Here is a 15,564-nt window from a genome sequence, read left to right on the forward strand (position 1 = left end):
CAAGATGTTAAAAAAATTTGGAGGACACAAAGATGCTAGATATTAAAGATATTCGATTAAATACAGAAGAATATAAACGTCGCTTGGGAACAAGAGGCGTAAAACCAGAAGAAATTGATGAATTAGTAGCTGAAGACAAGAAACGTAGAGAGTTACTTGTTGAAACTGAAAATTTAAAGAAAGAACGTAATGAAGTTTCTGAAGCTATTGCTCAAGCAAAACGAAATAAAGAAGATGCTAGTGAACAAATTCAAGCAATGCGCAAAGTTGGTACTAAGATCAAAGAACTTGATGAAAAACTAGCTAAAGTAGAAGAAAATGTAAAATCTATGGCTGCTCACTTGCCTAACTTACCAAATCCTACTATTCCAGTAGGACCAGATGAAGATTCAAATGTTGAACTTTATAAAGTAGGTACACCACGTAAATTTGATTTTGAACCTAAAGCACACTGGGATATTGGTGAAGACCTAGGAATTTTAGATTTCGATCGCGCAGCTAAAGTTTCTGGGGCAAGATTTGTTTTCTACAAAGGATTAGGAGCAAAGCTTGAACGTGCGGTTTATAACTTTATGTTAGATGAACATGCTAAAGAAGGTTATACAGAAGTAATTCCTCCATATATTGTTAAAGCTAAATCAATGTATGGAACTGGCCAATTCCCTAAATTTAAGGATCAAGTATACCAAGTTAATGGGGAAGATATGACTTTAATTCCAACAGCTGAAGTACCTTTAACTAACTATTATCGTGAAGAAGTAATCCCAACAGAAGACTTACCAGTTTACTTTACAGCTTTATCACCATCCTTCCGCTCTGAAGCAGGAAGTGCAGGTCGAGATACTCGTGGCTTGATACGTATGCACCAATTTAATAAAGTTGAAATGGTTAAATATACTAAGCCAGAAGATTCATATAATGAATTGGAAAAAATGACAAAAAATGCTGGTAACATTATGGAAAAACTAGGATTACCATATCATGTAATTACTCTATCTACTGGAGATATGGGATTCAGTGCAGCTATGACACATGACTTAGAAGTATGGATGCCAGCACAAGATACTTATAGAGAAATTTCAAGCTGTTCTAATTGTGAAGATTTCCAAGCTAGAAGAGCAAGAATTCAATATCGTGATGAAAATGGTAAACTACAATATGTTCATACATTAAATGGCTCTGGTTTAGCTGTAGGTAGAACTGTAGCTGCTATTTTAGAAAACTACCAAAATGAAGATGGATCAGTAACAATTCCAGAAGCATTACGTCCATATATGCAAGGTTTAGAAGTTATCAAGAAAGAAAAATAATAATATTTAAAAGGGAGATGGTTAATTATTAGCCATCTCTCTTTTTAGGTGAATAAAATTGACGAATATTATGTGTTATAAAAATTTATAATAGAAATAAAAAACGAACGAAATAGAGAGAAAAGTAGTCATATTAATACATAAACGAAAATTTATTTTTTTATAAAAAAAACGTTGACGAAGGTGATGGTACTTGGTATTATATTACTTGTCGTTGAGATGACGGCAAATAAAAAATAATTTTTTGTTGACAAATAACGGAGGCTTTGATATGATGATAAAGCTGATGTCAAAATAGTCAGTAAAAAATAAATTAAAAAAGTTGTTGACAAATATATGACGACTTGATATGATATAAAAGTTGTCAGTTGTTGATAGCTGATGAGTAGATCTTTGAAAACTAAACAAAGTTTCGATGAAACAAATGTGCAGGGCTTCTATAAAGAAGCAAAAACATTTGCGAAGTCAATTCGCTAGTAAAAAATAATGAGTCACAAACTTTAAAATGAGAGTTTGATCCTGGCTCAGGACGAACGCTGGCGGCGTGCCTAATACATGCAAGTCGAACGAAACTTTCTTACACCGAATGCTTGCATTCATCGTAAGAAGTTGAGTGGCGGACGGGTGAGTAACACGTGGGTAACCTGCCTAAAAGAAGGGGATAACACTTGGAAACAGGTGCTAATACCGTATATCTCTAAGGATCGCATGATCCTTGGATGAAAGATGGTTCTGCTATCGCTTTTAGATGGACCCGCGGCGTATTAACTAGTTGGTGGGGTAACGGCCTACCAAGGTGATGATACGTAGCCGAACTGAGAGGTTGATCGGCCACATTGGGACTGAGACACGGCCCAAACTCCTACGGGAGGCAGCAGTAGGGAATCTTCCACAATGGACGCAAGTCTGATGGAGCAACGCCGCGTGAGTGAAGAAGGTCTTCGGATCGTAAAACTCTGTTGTTAGAGAAGAACACGAGTGAGAGTAACTGTTCATTCGATGACGGTATCTAACCAGCAAGTCACGGCTAACTACGTGCCAGCAGCCGCGGTAATACGTAGGTGGCAAGCGTTGTCCGGATTTATTGGGCGTAAAGGGAACGCAGGCGGTCTTTTAAGTCTGATGTGAAAGCCTTCGGCTTAACCGGAGTAGTGCATTGGAAACTGGAAGACTTGAGTGCAGAAGAGGAGAGTGGAACTCCATGTGTAGCGGTGAAATGCGTAGATATATGGAAGAACACCAGTGGCGAAAGCGGCTCTCTGGTCTGTAACTGACGCTGAGGTTCGAAAGCGTGGGTAGCAAACAGGATTAGATACCCTGGTAGTCCACGCCGTAAACGATGAATGCTAGGTGTTGGAGGGTTTCCGCCCTTCAGTGCCGCAGCTAACGCAATAAGCATTCCGCCTGGGGAGTACGACCGCAAGGTTGAAACTCAAAGGAATTGACGGGGGCCCGCACAAGCGGTGGAGCATGTGGTTTAATTCGAAGCAACGCGAAGAACCTTACCAGGTCTTGACATCCTTTGACCACCTAAGAGATTAGGTTTTCCCTTCGGGGACAAAGTGACAGGTGGTGCATGGCTGTCGTCAGCTCGTGTCGTGAGATGTTGGGTTAAGTCCCGCAACGAGCGCAACCCTTGTTGTCAGTTGCCAGCATTAAGTTGGGCACTCTGGCGAGACCGCCGGTGACAAACCGGAGGAAGGTGGGGACGACGTCAAGTCATCATGCCCCTTATGACCTGGGCTACACACGTGCTACAATGGACGGTACAACGAGTCGCGAGACCGCGAGGTTTAGCTAATCTCTTAAAGCCGTTCTCAGTTCGGATTGTAGGCTGCAACTCGCCTACATGAAGTCGGAATCGCTAGTAATCGCGAATCAGCATGTCGCGGTGAATACGTTCCCGGGCCTTGTACACACCGCCCGTCACACCATGAGAGTTTGTAACACCCAAAGCCGGTGGGGTAACCGCAAGGAGCCAGCCGTCTAAGGTGGGACAGATGATTGGGGTGAAGTCGTAACAAGGTAGCCGTAGGAGAACCTGCGGCTGGATCACCTCCTTTCTAAGGAATAATTACGGAACCTGTACATTTATCGAATACTTTGTTTAGTTTCCAGAGATTTACTCTCTGTTAAAGAATGGCTTATGGGCCTATAGCTCAGCTGGTTTAGAGCGCACGCCTGATAAGCGTGAGGTCGATGGTTCGAGTCCATTTAGGCCCATTCTTTTATGAAAATTTCATAATTTTCTTATGGGGCCTTAGCTCAGCTGGGAGAGCGCCTGCTTTGCACGCAGGAGGTCAGCGGTTCGATCCCGCTAGGCTCCATTGATAACGAAAGTTATCAAATGATTTTGTTCTTTGAAAACTAGATATTGATTTATTTCTTAAAAATAAACCGAGAACACCGCGTTTTAAAGAGTTTAAAACAAGAATTATAGTTCTTAATCGCTAAACTCATAACCTATTATCGTTAGATAATATTAGGTTAAGTTATTAAGGGCGTATGGTGGATGCCTTGGCACTAGGAGCCGATGAAGGACGTGACTAACTGCGATATGCTTCGGGGAGTTGTAAGTAAACTATGATCCGGAGATTTCCGAATGGGGAAACCTAACAGGTTTTACCGCCTGTTATCACTAAGTGAATTCATAGCTTAGTTGAAGGTAGACGTGGGGAACTGAAACATCTAAGTACCCACAGGAAGAGAAAGAAATTCGATTCCCTCAGTAGCGGCGAGCGAACCGGGAAGAGCCCAAACTAAGAAGCTTGCTTCTTAGGGTTGTAGGACTGAACATTTGAGTTACCAAGAAATGAAGTAGTTGAATAATCTGGGAAGATTAGCCAAAGAGAGTGATAGCCTCGTAAGCGAAACTTCGTTTCCTCAGTTCAGGATCCTGAGTACGGCGGAACACGTGAAACTCCGTCGGAATCCGGGAGGACCATCTCCCAAGGCTAAATACTACCTAGTGACCGATAGTGAACCAGTACCGTGAGGGAAAGGTGAAAAGCACCCCGGGAGGGGAGTGAAATAGTTCCTGAAACCATATGCCTACAAGTAGTCAGAGCTCGTTAATGAGTGATGGCGTGCCTTTTGTAGAATGAACCGGCGAGTTACGTTAGCGTGCGAGGTTAAGGAGGAAAGTCCGGAGCCGTAGCGAAAGCGAGTCTGAATAGGGCGAGATAGTACGTTGACGTAGACCCGAAACCAGGTGACCTACCCATGTCCAGGTTGAAGGTGCGGTAAAACGCACTGGAGGACCGAACCCGTGTATGTTGAAAAATGCTGGGATGAGGTGTGGGTAGAGGTGAAATTCCAAACGAACTTGGAGATAGCTGGTTCTCTCCGAAATAGCTTTAGGGCTAGCCTCGGAGTTAAGAATCGTGGAGGTAGAGCACTGTTTGGACTAGGGGCCCGTCTTGGGTTACTGAATTCAGATAAACTCCGAATGCCACAGATTTATATCCGGGAGTCAGACTGCGAGTGATAAGATCCGTAGTCGAAAGGGAAACAGCCCAGACCACCGATTAAGGTCCCAAAATATGTGTTAAGTGGAAAAGGATGTGGAATTGCATAGACAACTAGGATGTTGGCTTAGAAGCAGCCACCATTTAAAGAGTGCGTAATAGCTCACTAGTCGAGTGATCCTGCGCCGAAAATGTAACGGGGCTAAACACATTACCGAAATCGTGGATGTACCTTAGGGTACATGGTAGGAGAGCGTTCTAAGGACGGCGAAGCTAGACCGTAAGGACTGGTGGAGTGCTTAGAAGTGAGAATGCCGGTATGAGTAGCGAAAGATCAGTGAGAATCTGGTCCACCGTATGACTAAGGTTTCCTGGGGAAGGCTCGTCCTCCCAGGGTTAGTCGGGACCTAAGCCGAGGCCGAGAGGCGTAGGCGATGGATAACAGGTTGAGATTCCTGTACTGGTTAAACTTGTTTGAACAATGGAGGGACGCAGGAGGCTATCGATGCGTACTGTTGGATATGTACGTTCAAGCAACAAGTCTGTAGATGAGTCAAATGCTTATCTACTTAAGGACAAGTTGTGATGAGGAGCGAAATTTAGTAGCGAAGTGAGAGACGTCACACTGCCAAGAAAAGCTTCTAGTTAGAGTTTAATCACCCGTACCGCAAACCGACACAGGTAGTCGAGGCGAGTAGCCTAAGGTGAGCGAGAGAACTCTCGTTAAGGAACTCGGCAAAATGACCCCGTAACTTCGGGAGAAGGGGTGCTGAGCGCAAGCTCAGCCGCAGTGAATAGGCCCAGGCGACTGTTTATCAAAAACACAGGTTTCTGCAAAATCGTAAGATGAAGTATAGGGGCTGACGCCTGCCCGGTGCTGGAAGGTTAAGAGGATGGGTTAGCGTAAGCGAAGCTCAGAATTGAAGCCCCAGTAAACGGCGGCCGTAACTATAACGGTCCTAAGGTAGCGAAATTCCTTGTCGGGTAAGTTCCGACCCGCACGAAAGGCGTAACGATCTGGGCACTGTCTCAACGAGAGACTCGGTGAAATTATAATACCCGTGAAGATGCGGGTTACCCGCGACAGGACGGAAAGACCCCATGGAGCTTTACTGTAGCTTGATATTGGGTGTTTGTACAACTTGTACAGGATAGGTAGGAGCCGTAGAAGTCGGAACGCTAGTTTCGATGGAGGCATTGGTGGGATACTACCCTCGTTGTATGAACACTCTAACCCTCGCCGGCAATCACGGCGGGAGACAGTGTCAGGTGGGCAGTTTGACTGGGGCGGTCGCCTCCTAAAAGGTAACGGAGGCGCCCAAAGGTTCCTTCAGAATGGTTGGAAATCATTCGCAGAGTGTAAAGGCATAAAGGAGCTTGACTGCGAGACCTACAAGTCGAGCAGGGACGAAAGTCGGGCTTAGTGATCCGGTGGTTCCGTATGGAAGGGCCATCGCTCAACGGATAAAAGCTACCCTGGGGATAACAGGCTTATCTCCCCCAAGAGTTCACATCGACGGGGAGGTTTGGCACCTCGATGTCGGCTCATCGCATCCTGGGGCTGTAGTCGGTCCCAAGGGTTGGGCTGTTCGCCCATTAAAGCGGTACGCGAGCTGGGTTCAGAACGTCGTGAGACAGTTCGGTCCCTATCCGTCGCGGGCGTAGGAAATTTGAGAGGATCTGTCCTTAGTACGAGAGGACCGGGATGGACATACCGCTGGTGTACCAGTTGTTCCGCCAGGAGCATCGCTGGGTAGCTAAGTATGGATGAGATAAACGCTGAAAGCATCTAAGTGCGAAACTCACCTCGAGATAAGATTTCCCATTACGTAAGTAAGTAAGATCCCTGAAAGATGATCAGGTAGATAGGATGGAAGTGGAAGTGCTGCGAGGCATGGAGCGGACCATTACTAATCGATCGAGGACTTAACCAAGTAAAGAAAACGTGAGTTTTCGGTGAAAGAGATAAATGATATCTAGTTTTGAGAGAATAAAATCTCAAGTAAATAGTGCGGTGATGATGGCACGAAGGATACACCTGTTCCCATTCCGAACACAGAAGTTAAGCTTCGTAACGCCGAGAGTAGTTAGAGGAACGCCTCTTGCGAGGGTAGGAAGTCGCCGTGCGATATGGAGGATTAGCTCAGCTGGGAGAGCATCTGCCTTACAAGCAGGGGGTCACAGGTTCGAACCCTGTATCCTCCATATGAGTCGTTAGCTCAGTCGGTAGAGCATCTGACTTTTAATCAGAGGGTCGACAGTTCGAGCCTGTCACGACTCATTTATTGCCTTTTTTGCGGGTGTGGCGGAACTGGCAGACGCGCTAGATTTAGGTTCTAGTGTCTTTATGACGTGGGGGTTCAAGTCCCTTCACCCGCACCATTTATGAAGCCGACTTAGCTCAGCTGGCAGAGCATCTGTCTTGTAAACAGGGGGTCGGAGGTTCGAATCCTCTAGTCGGCATAATGCGGAAGTAGTTCAGTGGTAGAACACCACCTTGCCATGGTGGGGGTCGCGGGTTCGAATCCCGTCTTCCGCTTTTAATTTTGCCGGGGTGGCGGAACTGGCAGACGCACAGGACTTAAAATCCTGCGGTGAGTGATCACCGTACCGGTTCGATTCCGGTCCTCGGCATTATTAATGCACCCATAGCGCAACTGGATAGAGTGTCTGACTACGAATCAGAAGGTTGCAGGTTCGACTCCTGCTGGGTGCATTGCGTTAACTGAATATATTTCAGTTTTTTTATTTTGTATAGTTTTTGCATCCATAGCGCAACTGGATAGAGTGTCTGACTACGAATCAGAAGGTTGCAGGTTCGACTCCTGCTGGATGCATTATCGGGAAGTAGCTCAGTTTGGTAGAGCACCTGGTTTGGGACCAGGGGGTCGCAGGTTCGAATCCTGTCTTCCCGATTTTTTTAATTTCTGATATAGCTAAAATGAGAGATCGAAGAATCTCTCATTTTTTATCTTGACATTAACTTTGTTTTAAAGTATCCTTAGTTACAGCAATAAACCTTTAAGAATAGTCCAGAGAGGCTAAGAAGGAAGCGTCTTTTTTAAGAGCTCGGATAAAGTATACTGATTGAAGCATAGTTAATTACTGTGATCTTCTATTTATACCTACACTTAGTTTGGACAATTCTAAACTAAGTGTTTTTTTATAGGTTATTGTATAATAAACCATTTAATTGTTTCCAGAGAGTGCAAAAAGGTTTTATAAGATGCGATATAACTGTATACAAATGGATGTCGTATAAACTTTTACCCCGGAAATGATTATTTCCGGGGTATTTTTTGTTAAGGAGAAAAAAGATGGATAAATTATTAAGTCTAAATAATTTCGTTTCAGTTGAAAATTTAGAAAATGAAGATGTTGAAAAATTAATTAAAAGAGCAGAATATTTTAAGAATGGTGGGGAAGCTCCTCATTTGAACAAAGAAGTATATGTTGCTAATTTATTCTTCGAAAATTCAACTAGAACACATACAAGTTTTGAAATGGCAGAAAGAAAATTAGGATTAACAGTTATTCCTTTTGATCCAGGTCATTCTTCTGTAAATAAAGGAGAAACTTTATATGATACATTATTAACACTTGGGGCTCTTGGAGTAGATTTATCCGTTATTAGACATTCAGAAAATAATTATTACGAAAAATTGATTAATTTAAATCCCGATCAACATTTAAACATGGGAATTATAAATGGTGGTGATGGAAGTGGACAACATCCATCACAATGCATGTTAGATATTATGACTATTCACGAACAGTTTGGAGCTTTTAAAGGATTAAAAGTTGTGATTGTTGGAGATTTAAAGAATTCAAGAGTAGCGAGAAGTAATATGCAATTACTAACTAGATTAGGTGCAAAAGTATACTTCTCAGGACCTGAATATTGGTATAGTTCAGAATTTGATAAATATGGGGAATATGCACCACTAGATGAATTAATTGAAAATATGGATGTTGTGATGTTATTAAGAGTTCAACATGAACGTCATGACGGTGATAAAAATGAAAAATTATTTTCAGAAACTGAGTACCATAAATTGTATGGACTTGATGAAAAGCGTTACAATAAATTAAAGAAGGATGCAATTATTATGCATCCAGGTCCTGTAAACCGTGGTGTAGAATGGGCAGATGAATTAGTTGAAGCACCTAAGTCAAGATACGTAACACAAATGAAAAATGGTGTATTTATGCGTATGGCAATGATTGAAGCTGTAATGAGAGGTCGAAAGTTAGGGGGACTAGAATAATGGCAACATTAATTAAAAATGGAAATCTTTACCAAGCTGGAAGAATTTATCAAGCTGATGTCTTAATTGAAGATGGGAAAATTAAGGCAATTGGTAAGAATTTATCAGATGTAGTAAAAGAAAATTTAGTAGAAATTGACGCAACTAATAAACTAGTTGCACCAGGGTTAGTTGATGTTCATGTTCATTATAGAGATCCAGGATTTACATATAAAGAAACTATTCATACTGGAAGTTTAGCAGCTGCACATGGTGGATATACTACAGTTTGTGCAATGCCTAATCTTGATCCAGTACCTGATACACCCGAATTGGTAGAGAAAATGTGTTCCCGTAATCAAGAAGATGGTGTTGTTAAAGTTAAACAATACGGTTCGATAACTCATGGTCTAAAAAGTGAGGAATTAGTTGATTTTGATGGAATGAAAAAAGCTGGTGCATTTGCTTTTAGTAATGATGGATCTGGTGTTCAAACTGCAGGAACAATGTATCAAGCAATGAAATCAGCAGCTGCTTTAAATATGGCGATTGTAGCACATGTGGAAGATAATTCATTATTATTCGGTGGTGTTATGAATGCAGGAAAGAGAGCTGAAGAATTAGGATTACCAGGTATCCTAGGCATTAGCGAATCTTCACAAATTGCTCGTGACTTACTTTTAGCCAAAGAGACTGGAGTTCATTACCATGTATGTCATGTGTCTACTAAAGAAAGTGTTGAATTAGTTAGATTGGCCAAACAACATAAAATAAATGTAACATGTGAAGTATCGCCACATCATTTACTACTAGCAGATGTCGATATTCCTGGAAATGATCCTTATTATAAGATGAATCCACCATTAAGAGGTGTAGAAGATAGACAAGCTTTAATTGATGGTTTGTTAGACGGAACAATTGATATGATTGCTACAGATCATGCTCCACATAGCATTGACGAAAAAACTGGTGATATGCGAGAGGCATCATTTGGTATTACTGGTAGTGAAACAGCATTTGCAATGTTGTATACCAAATTTGTCAAAACAGGAATCTTCACACTGGAACAATTATTACAATGGATGAGTATTAATCCTGCTGAAAAATTTGGAATGGAAGATGCCGGAGAATTATTACCAGGAAAGAGTGCAGACTTAGCAATCTTTGATTTAAATAAAGAATATGTCATAAAAGAGGAAGATTATTTATCTAAGGGAATAAATACACCTTTTACAGGCGAAAAAGTGTATGGTCAAACAGTTTTAACTATGGTAGATGGGCAAAAAGTATACCAAAAGGAGGAAAAGTAATGAAACGCTATTTGATTTTAGATGATGGCTCTGTTTTTGAAGGTGAAGGATTTGGAGCAAAAAGAACTTCTTTTGGTGAAGTAGTTTTTACTACCGGTATGACAGGATATCAAGAAGCTGTTACTGATCAGTCATATGCCAATCAGATTTTAGTTTTCACTAACCCATTAATTGGTAACTATGGGGTGAACTTAGATGATTTTGAATCCTTGGAACCAAATTGTCAGGGTGTTGTTTGTCGTGAGGTTGCTAGAGTTTCAACTAATTGGCGCAAACAAGAAAGTTTTCCAGAATTTTTAGAAGAAATGAATATTCCAGGAATTAGTGGTATTGACACACGTGCATTAACCAAACTCTTACGTTCACACGGAACAATGAAAGGTATGTTAGTTGATGCTGAAGTTGACATTGAGGAAGCAAAACAAAGATTACATAATACAGAAATAACCAGTCAAATGGTAGCTGAAGTGTCTACAAGTAAAGCATATCCAAATCCTGGTAATAAGCGAAACGTTGTTTTAGTAGACTATGGGGTTAAGCATAGTATTTTACGTGAGTTGGCTGCACGTGATTGTAACACAATTGTTTTACCTTATACGGCCACAGCTAAAGATATTTTAAGACTTAAGCCAGATGGAGTATTACTATCTAATGGACCTGGTGATCCAATTATGATGGAAAATGCAGTTGAAATGGTCAAAGAAATTGAGGGGAAATTGCCAGTGTTTGGTATCTGCCTGGGTCACCAAATCTTGTCATTAGCAAATGGAGCTAAAACATTTAAGATGAAATTTGGTCATAGAGGCTTTAACCATCCAGTAAAAGAAATTGCTACAGGTAAGATAATGTTTACCTCACAAAATCATGGGTATGCAGTAGATCCAGATTCCATTGAAGGAACAGATTTAATTGTTACACATACAGAAATTAACGACGGAACCGTAGAAGGTGTTAAGCACAAGTATTATCCAGCATTCTCCGTGCAATTCCATCCAGATGCAGCACCTGGACCACTTGATGCAATAGATATTTTTGATGATTTTATGCAAATTATTGATCAAAGAAAGGAAGAGAGAAACAATGCCTAAAAGAACAGATGTCCACAAAATAATGGTGATTGGTTCAGGTCCAATTATTATCGGTCAAGCAGCAGAATTTGATTATTCTGGAACACAAGCTTGTTTGGCTTTACGTGAAGAAGGATATGAAGTAGTTTTAGTAAACTCCAATCCTGCTACTATCATGACAGATACAGAAATTGCCGACAAGGTATATATTGAGCCATTAACAGTTGAATCAGTTTCTCGAATCATTCGTCAAGAATTTCCAGATGCAATTTTACCTACTTTAGGTGGTCAAATTGGTTTGAATTTAGCAATCGCATTGGCTAAAACTGGAATTTTAGAAGAATTAGGAATAAAGCTTCTAGGAACGCAATTAGATGCAATTGATCAAGCTGAAGACAGACAAAGATTTAAGGACTTAATGCAAGAATTAAATGAACCAGTTCCAGACTCAAAGACTGTTGAAACTGTGCAAGAAGCTTTAGATTTTGCAGCTGAAATTGGATATCCTGTTATTGTTCGTCCTGCATTTACGATGGGAGGAACTGGTGGCGGATTGTGTGATAATCCTGAACAATTAAAGGAAATAGTAGCCAACGGTCTAGAACTTTCACCAGCAACTCAATGTTTGATTGAAAAATCAATTATGGGTTACAAAGAAATTGAATTTGAAGTAATGAGAGACGCTGACAATAATGCGATGGTAGTATGTTCAATGGAAAACTTTGATCCAGTTGGTATACATACAGGTGATTCTATCGTGTTTGCTCCAACTCAAACTTTATCAGATAGAGAATATCAAATGTTGCGTAATTGCTCTTTGAAATTAATAAGAGCATTGAAAATTGAAGGTGGATGTAATGTTCAATTAGCTTTGGATCCTAATAGTTATAGATACTATGTTATTGAGGTAAATCCTCGTGTATCACGTTCATCAGCATTAGCTTCTAAAGCAACAGGTTATCCTATTGCTAAATTAGCAGCTAAGATTGCCGTAGGATTGACACTGGATGAAATTAAAAATCCTGTTACAGGAACAACATTTGCTGAATTTGAACCTGCTCTTGACTATGTTGTTGCTAAGATTCCACGTTGGCCATTTGATAAATTTACTCGTGCAAATCGTCGTTTAGGTACTCAAATGAAGGCAACTGGTGAAGTAATGGCTATTGGACGTAGTGCTCAAGAAGCTTTACAAAAAGCAGTTCGCTCATTAGAAATTGACGAAAAAGATTTAATTTCTGCTAAAGCACAATCTGCAACTGATGATGAAGTAGAAGAAAAATTATTCCACGCACAAGATGACAGACTATTTTATATAGCAGAAGCATTTCGTAGAGGTTACACAATTGAAGAAGTACACGAATTAACCAAGATTAATTTGTATTACTTAGATATTGTAAAGCAAATTGTAGAGTTAGAAAGTAAACTTTCTCAAAATAAAGAAGATTTAGACGTTTTAAAACATGCAAAACGTTACGGATATAGTGATTATACAATTGCTAAGTTATGGGGCACTACAGAAGATGAAGTAAGAAATTTACGTAAAGAACATAAATTGCTACCTGTTTACAAGATGGTAGATACTTGTGCAGCAGAATTTGATTCAAGTACACCTTATTTCTATAGCTCATATGATTTAGAAAATGAAAGTAAAAAATCTGATAAAAAATCAGTGCTTGTAATAGGTTCAGGTCCTATTAGAATTGGCCAAGGTGTAGAATTTGACTATGCAACTGTACACAGTGTTAAGGCTATCCAAAAATTAGGATATGAAGCAATTGTAATGAATTCTAATCCTGAAACAGTATCAACGGATTTCTCGATTTCTGATAAATTGTATTTCGAACCTTTAACACTTGAAGATGTTTTAAATGTGATTGATTTAGAACAACCAATGGGAGTAATTGTACAATTTGGTGGGCAAACAGCGATTAACTTAGCCGCTGGATTAAAAGCACATGGTGTAAAGATTTTAGGTACAACAGTTGAAGATCTAGATAGAGCTGAAGATAGAGAACTATTTGACCAAACAATTAAGAATTTAGGATTGAAACAACCAATTGGTAAAACAGCAACTACTCAAGAACAAGTTATTGCTTGTGCAGAAGAAATTGGCTATCCAGTATTAGTTCGTCCAAGTTATGTTTTAGGTGGTCGTGCTATGGAAATTGTTAATAATGAACAAGAGTTATTAGATTATTTAGCACAAAATGCTCCTGCAGAAATTGATCACCCAATTCTCGTAGATGCTTACTTGTCAGGTCTAGAATGTGAAGTAGATGCGATTTGTGATGGTAAAGACGTATTACTTCCAGGTATTATGGAACATATTGAACATGCTGGCGTTCACAGCGGAGACTCTATGGCTGTTTATCCACCTCAAAGTTTTGATGAAAATATAAAGCAACAAATTGTGGATGCAACTGAAAAGTTAGCTGTCGCATTAAAGTGTGTTGGTATTATGAATATTCAATTTATTATCCATAACAATGAAGCATATGTGTTAGAAGTAAATCCTCGTGCTAGTCGAACTGTACCATTCTTAAGTAAGATTACTGGAATTGAAATGGCACAAGTTGCAACAAGAGTAATTCTAGGAGAATCATTAGCAGAACAAGGATATCAAAGTGGTTTATATCGTGAAAGTGATATGGTACATGTTAAAGCACCAGTATTCTCATTTAGTAAGTTAGCAGATGTTGATAGCTTCTTAGGACCTGAAATGAAGTCTACAGGTGAAGTTATGGGTAGTGACTACACCTTTGAAAAAGCACTGTATAAAGCATTTACAGGTGCTAAGATGGAATTACCAGATAATGGAAATGTACTATTAACAATTGAAGATAAAGATAAGGATGCTGTATTACCACTTGCTAAGAGATTTAGTAAGATAGGTTATCGTATGTTCGCAACTGAAGGAACAAGTCAATTTTTACGTGAAAATGGTTTGTTTGTACAAACTGTAGATAAGTTAGGTAAAGATACTGGTAATGAAACTTCATTACATGATTTGATCGTTAATGATGGTGTTGATTTAGTAATCAATACTATGAGTCATGATCAAGAAGTAGCATCGGATGGATTTGTAATCCGTCAATTAGCTATCGAGCATAATATTGCATTGCTAACATCATTAAATACAGCAGATGCATTATTAAAAGCACTTGAAAATCGTTCATTTGCTACTAACTCACTTTAATTAATGGAGGAATTTATCATGGAAACAAAAAAATTGGCAGTATCATTGCCTGGACTAGAATTAAAAAATCCTATCATGCCTGCTAGTGGGACTTTTGGCTTCGGCGATGTTCCAAGTGCTAATAAATATTCTTTGGATACATTAGGAGCATTGGTTATAAAAACTACTACTCCAGAAGCTAGAACCGGGAATCCTGATCCTAAAATTTCAGTAATTGAAGATGGAGTCTTAAATGTAGTTGGTCTTACTAATCCTGGTGTAGATGTAGTAGTGTCTGAAAAGTTACCAGCTTTAAGAGAAAAATATCCTGAACTACCAATAATTGGAAGTGTTGGTGGAGCAACAGAAGATGATTATGTTGAAGTAGCTACTAAATTGTCACAATCAGGAATGGTTAATGCATTAGAGTTGAATATATCTTGTCCTAATGTTCATGAAGGTGGTATGGCATTTGGAACTGTTCCAGAAGTTGCTGAAAGATTAACAAAGAAAGTTAAGGAAGTTTCAACAGTTCCTGTTTATGTAAAACTCTCACCTAATGTAACAGATATAGTGGCTATTGCTAAAGCTGTGGAGCGTGGTGGAGCAGATGGAATAAGCATGATTAATACAGTTTTAGGAATGCACATAGATGTAGCGTCAGGTAAACCAGTACTTGGTAACATTATGGGTGGTTTATCTGGGAAAGCTGTAAAAGCAATTGCGATTAGAATGATCTATCAAGTCGCTCAAAATACTGATTTGCCAATTATTGGGATGGGCGGGGTAGAAACAGTAGATGATGTCTTAGAGATGTATATGGCTGGTGCTTCAGCTGTTGCTGTTGGAACTGCACATTTCCATGATTCTATGATTTGTCCACATTTGATTGAAGAACTTCCAAAGAGAATGGAAGAATTGGGAATTGAAAGCCTTGAGGAATTACGTTTAAATGTGAAAAAACGTGGAGCGTTCAAGCTTTAAT

6 protein-coding genes, 11 tRNA genes and 3 rRNA genes are annotated in these 15,564 nt (G+C 39.9%); all 20 read left to right on the top strand.

Going from position 1 to position 15,564, the window contains the following annotated elements:
* Nucleotides 1-32 precede the first annotated feature (32 nt).
* The 20 genes from serS to PTA89_RS01110 all read left to right on the top strand — a co-directional run bounded on the left by serS (nt 33) and on the right by PTA89_RS01110 (nt 15,563).
* The gene (serS, locus tag PTA89_RS01015; protein WP_003700886.1) at nt 33-1,310 is read left to right on the top strand and encodes a serine--tRNA ligase; all 1,278 of its coding nucleotides are present in this window, start codon (nt 33-35) and stop codon (nt 1,308-1,310) included.
* A 501-nt stretch (nt 1,311-1,811) separates the two neighbouring features.
* Nucleotides 1,812-3,373 (top strand): 16S ribosomal RNA (locus PTA89_RS01020).
* Nucleotides 3,374-3,458: 85 nt separating this feature from the next.
* Nucleotides 3,459-3,533 (top strand) — tRNA-Ile (locus PTA89_RS01025).
* Nucleotides 3,534-3,564: 31 nt separating this feature from the next.
* Nucleotides 3,565-3,637: transfer RNA gene (locus PTA89_RS01030), tRNA-Ala, on the top strand.
* 158 nt (nt 3,638-3,795) lie between these two features.
* Nucleotides 3,796-6,711: ribosomal RNA gene (locus tag PTA89_RS01035) — 23S ribosomal RNA — on the top strand.
* A gap of 76 nt (nt 6,712-6,787) precedes the next feature.
* Nucleotides 6,788-6,904 (top strand): 5S ribosomal RNA (rrf, locus tag PTA89_RS01040).
* The 16S, 23S and 5S rRNA genes sit together here with 11 tRNA genes alongside, the layout of an rRNA operon.
* Before the next feature lie 5 nt (nt 6,905-6,909).
* Nucleotides 6,910-6,982 (top strand) — tRNA-Val (locus PTA89_RS01045).
* Between the two features lie 3 nt (nt 6,983-6,985).
* A tRNA-Lys gene (locus PTA89_RS01050) sits at nt 6,986-7,058 on the top strand.
* Nucleotides 7,059-7,073: 15 nt separating this feature from the next.
* A tRNA-Leu gene (locus PTA89_RS01055) sits at nt 7,074-7,159 on the top strand.
* An 8-nt stretch (nt 7,160-7,167) separates the two neighbouring features.
* A tRNA-Thr gene (locus PTA89_RS01060) sits at nt 7,168-7,240 on the top strand.
* 4 nt (nt 7,241-7,244) lie between these two features.
* Nucleotides 7,245-7,316 (top strand) — tRNA-Gly (locus PTA89_RS01065).
* A gap of 9 nt (nt 7,317-7,325) precedes the next feature.
* Nucleotides 7,326-7,411, top strand: a tRNA-Leu gene (locus tag PTA89_RS01070).
* An 8-nt stretch (nt 7,412-7,419) separates the two neighbouring features.
* Nucleotides 7,420-7,493, top strand: a tRNA-Arg gene (locus PTA89_RS01075).
* Between the two features lie 47 nt (nt 7,494-7,540).
* A tRNA-Arg gene (locus PTA89_RS01080) sits at nt 7,541-7,614 on the top strand.
* Nucleotides 7,615-7,618: 4 nt separating this feature from the next.
* Nucleotides 7,619-7,692, top strand: a tRNA-Pro gene (locus PTA89_RS01085).
* Between the two features lie 402 nt (nt 7,693-8,094).
* Complete coding sequence (locus PTA89_RS01090; RefSeq protein ID WP_087367019.1) at nt 8,095-9,045, top strand: aspartate carbamoyltransferase catalytic subunit; 951 nt, start codon at nt 8,095-8,097, stop codon at nt 9,043-9,045.
* The gene (locus PTA89_RS01095) at nt 9,045-10,334 is read left to right on the top strand and encodes a dihydroorotase (RefSeq protein ID WP_003699711.1); all 1,290 of its coding nucleotides are present in this window, start codon (nt 9,045-9,047) and stop codon (nt 10,332-10,334) included. Before PTA89_RS01090 ends, PTA89_RS01095 begins: the two co-directional genes overlap by 1 nt.
* Nucleotides 10,334-11,422, top strand: a complete 1,089-nt coding sequence (locus tag PTA89_RS01100; protein ID WP_003709212.1) for a carbamoyl phosphate synthase small subunit — start codon at nt 10,334-10,336, stop codon at nt 11,420-11,422. The genes PTA89_RS01095 and PTA89_RS01100 overlap by 1 nt, the downstream gene beginning before the upstream one ends.
* Entirely contained in the window at nt 11,415-14,600 is a 3,186-nt protein-coding gene (gene carB, locus PTA89_RS01105; RefSeq protein WP_268857694.1) for a carbamoyl-phosphate synthase large subunit, read from the top strand. The genes PTA89_RS01100 and carB overlap by 8 nt, the downstream gene beginning before the upstream one ends.
* A gap of 18 nt (nt 14,601-14,618) precedes the next feature.
* Nucleotides 14,619-15,563 (top strand): dihydroorotate dehydrogenase, encoded by a 945-nt coding sequence (locus PTA89_RS01110; RefSeq protein ID WP_324177264.1) that lies wholly within the window; start codon nt 14,619-14,621, stop codon nt 15,561-15,563.
* Nucleotide 15,564 lies beyond the last annotated feature (1 nt).

The sequence above is a fragment of the Ligilactobacillus salivarius genome (genome assembly GCF_035231985.1).
GTDB classification, from domain to species: Bacteria; Bacillota; Bacilli; order Lactobacillales; family Lactobacillaceae; genus Ligilactobacillus; species Ligilactobacillus salivarius.

Excerpts from the sequence above, each read along its gene's own strand:
- serS (WP_003700886.1), top strand. The coding sequence starts at position 33 with ATGCTAGATATTAAAGATATTCGATTAAATACAGAAGAATATAAACGT.
- PTA89_RS01090 (WP_087367019.1), top strand. The coding sequence starts at position 8,095 with ATGGATAAATTATTAAGTCTAAATAATTTCGTTTCAGTTGAAAATTTA.
- PTA89_RS01095 (WP_003699711.1), top strand. The coding sequence starts at position 9,045 with ATGGCAACATTAATTAAAAATGGAAATCTTTACCAAGCTGGAAGAATT.
- PTA89_RS01100 (WP_003709212.1), top strand. The coding sequence starts at position 10,334 with ATGAAACGCTATTTGATTTTAGATGATGGCTCTGTTTTTGAAGGTGAA.
- carB (WP_268857694.1), top strand. The coding sequence starts at position 11,415 with ATGCCTAAAAGAACAGATGTCCACAAAATAATGGTGATTGGTTCAGGT.
- PTA89_RS01110 (WP_324177264.1), top strand. The coding sequence starts at position 14,619 with ATGGAAACAAAAAAATTGGCAGTATCATTGCCTGGACTAGAATTAAAA.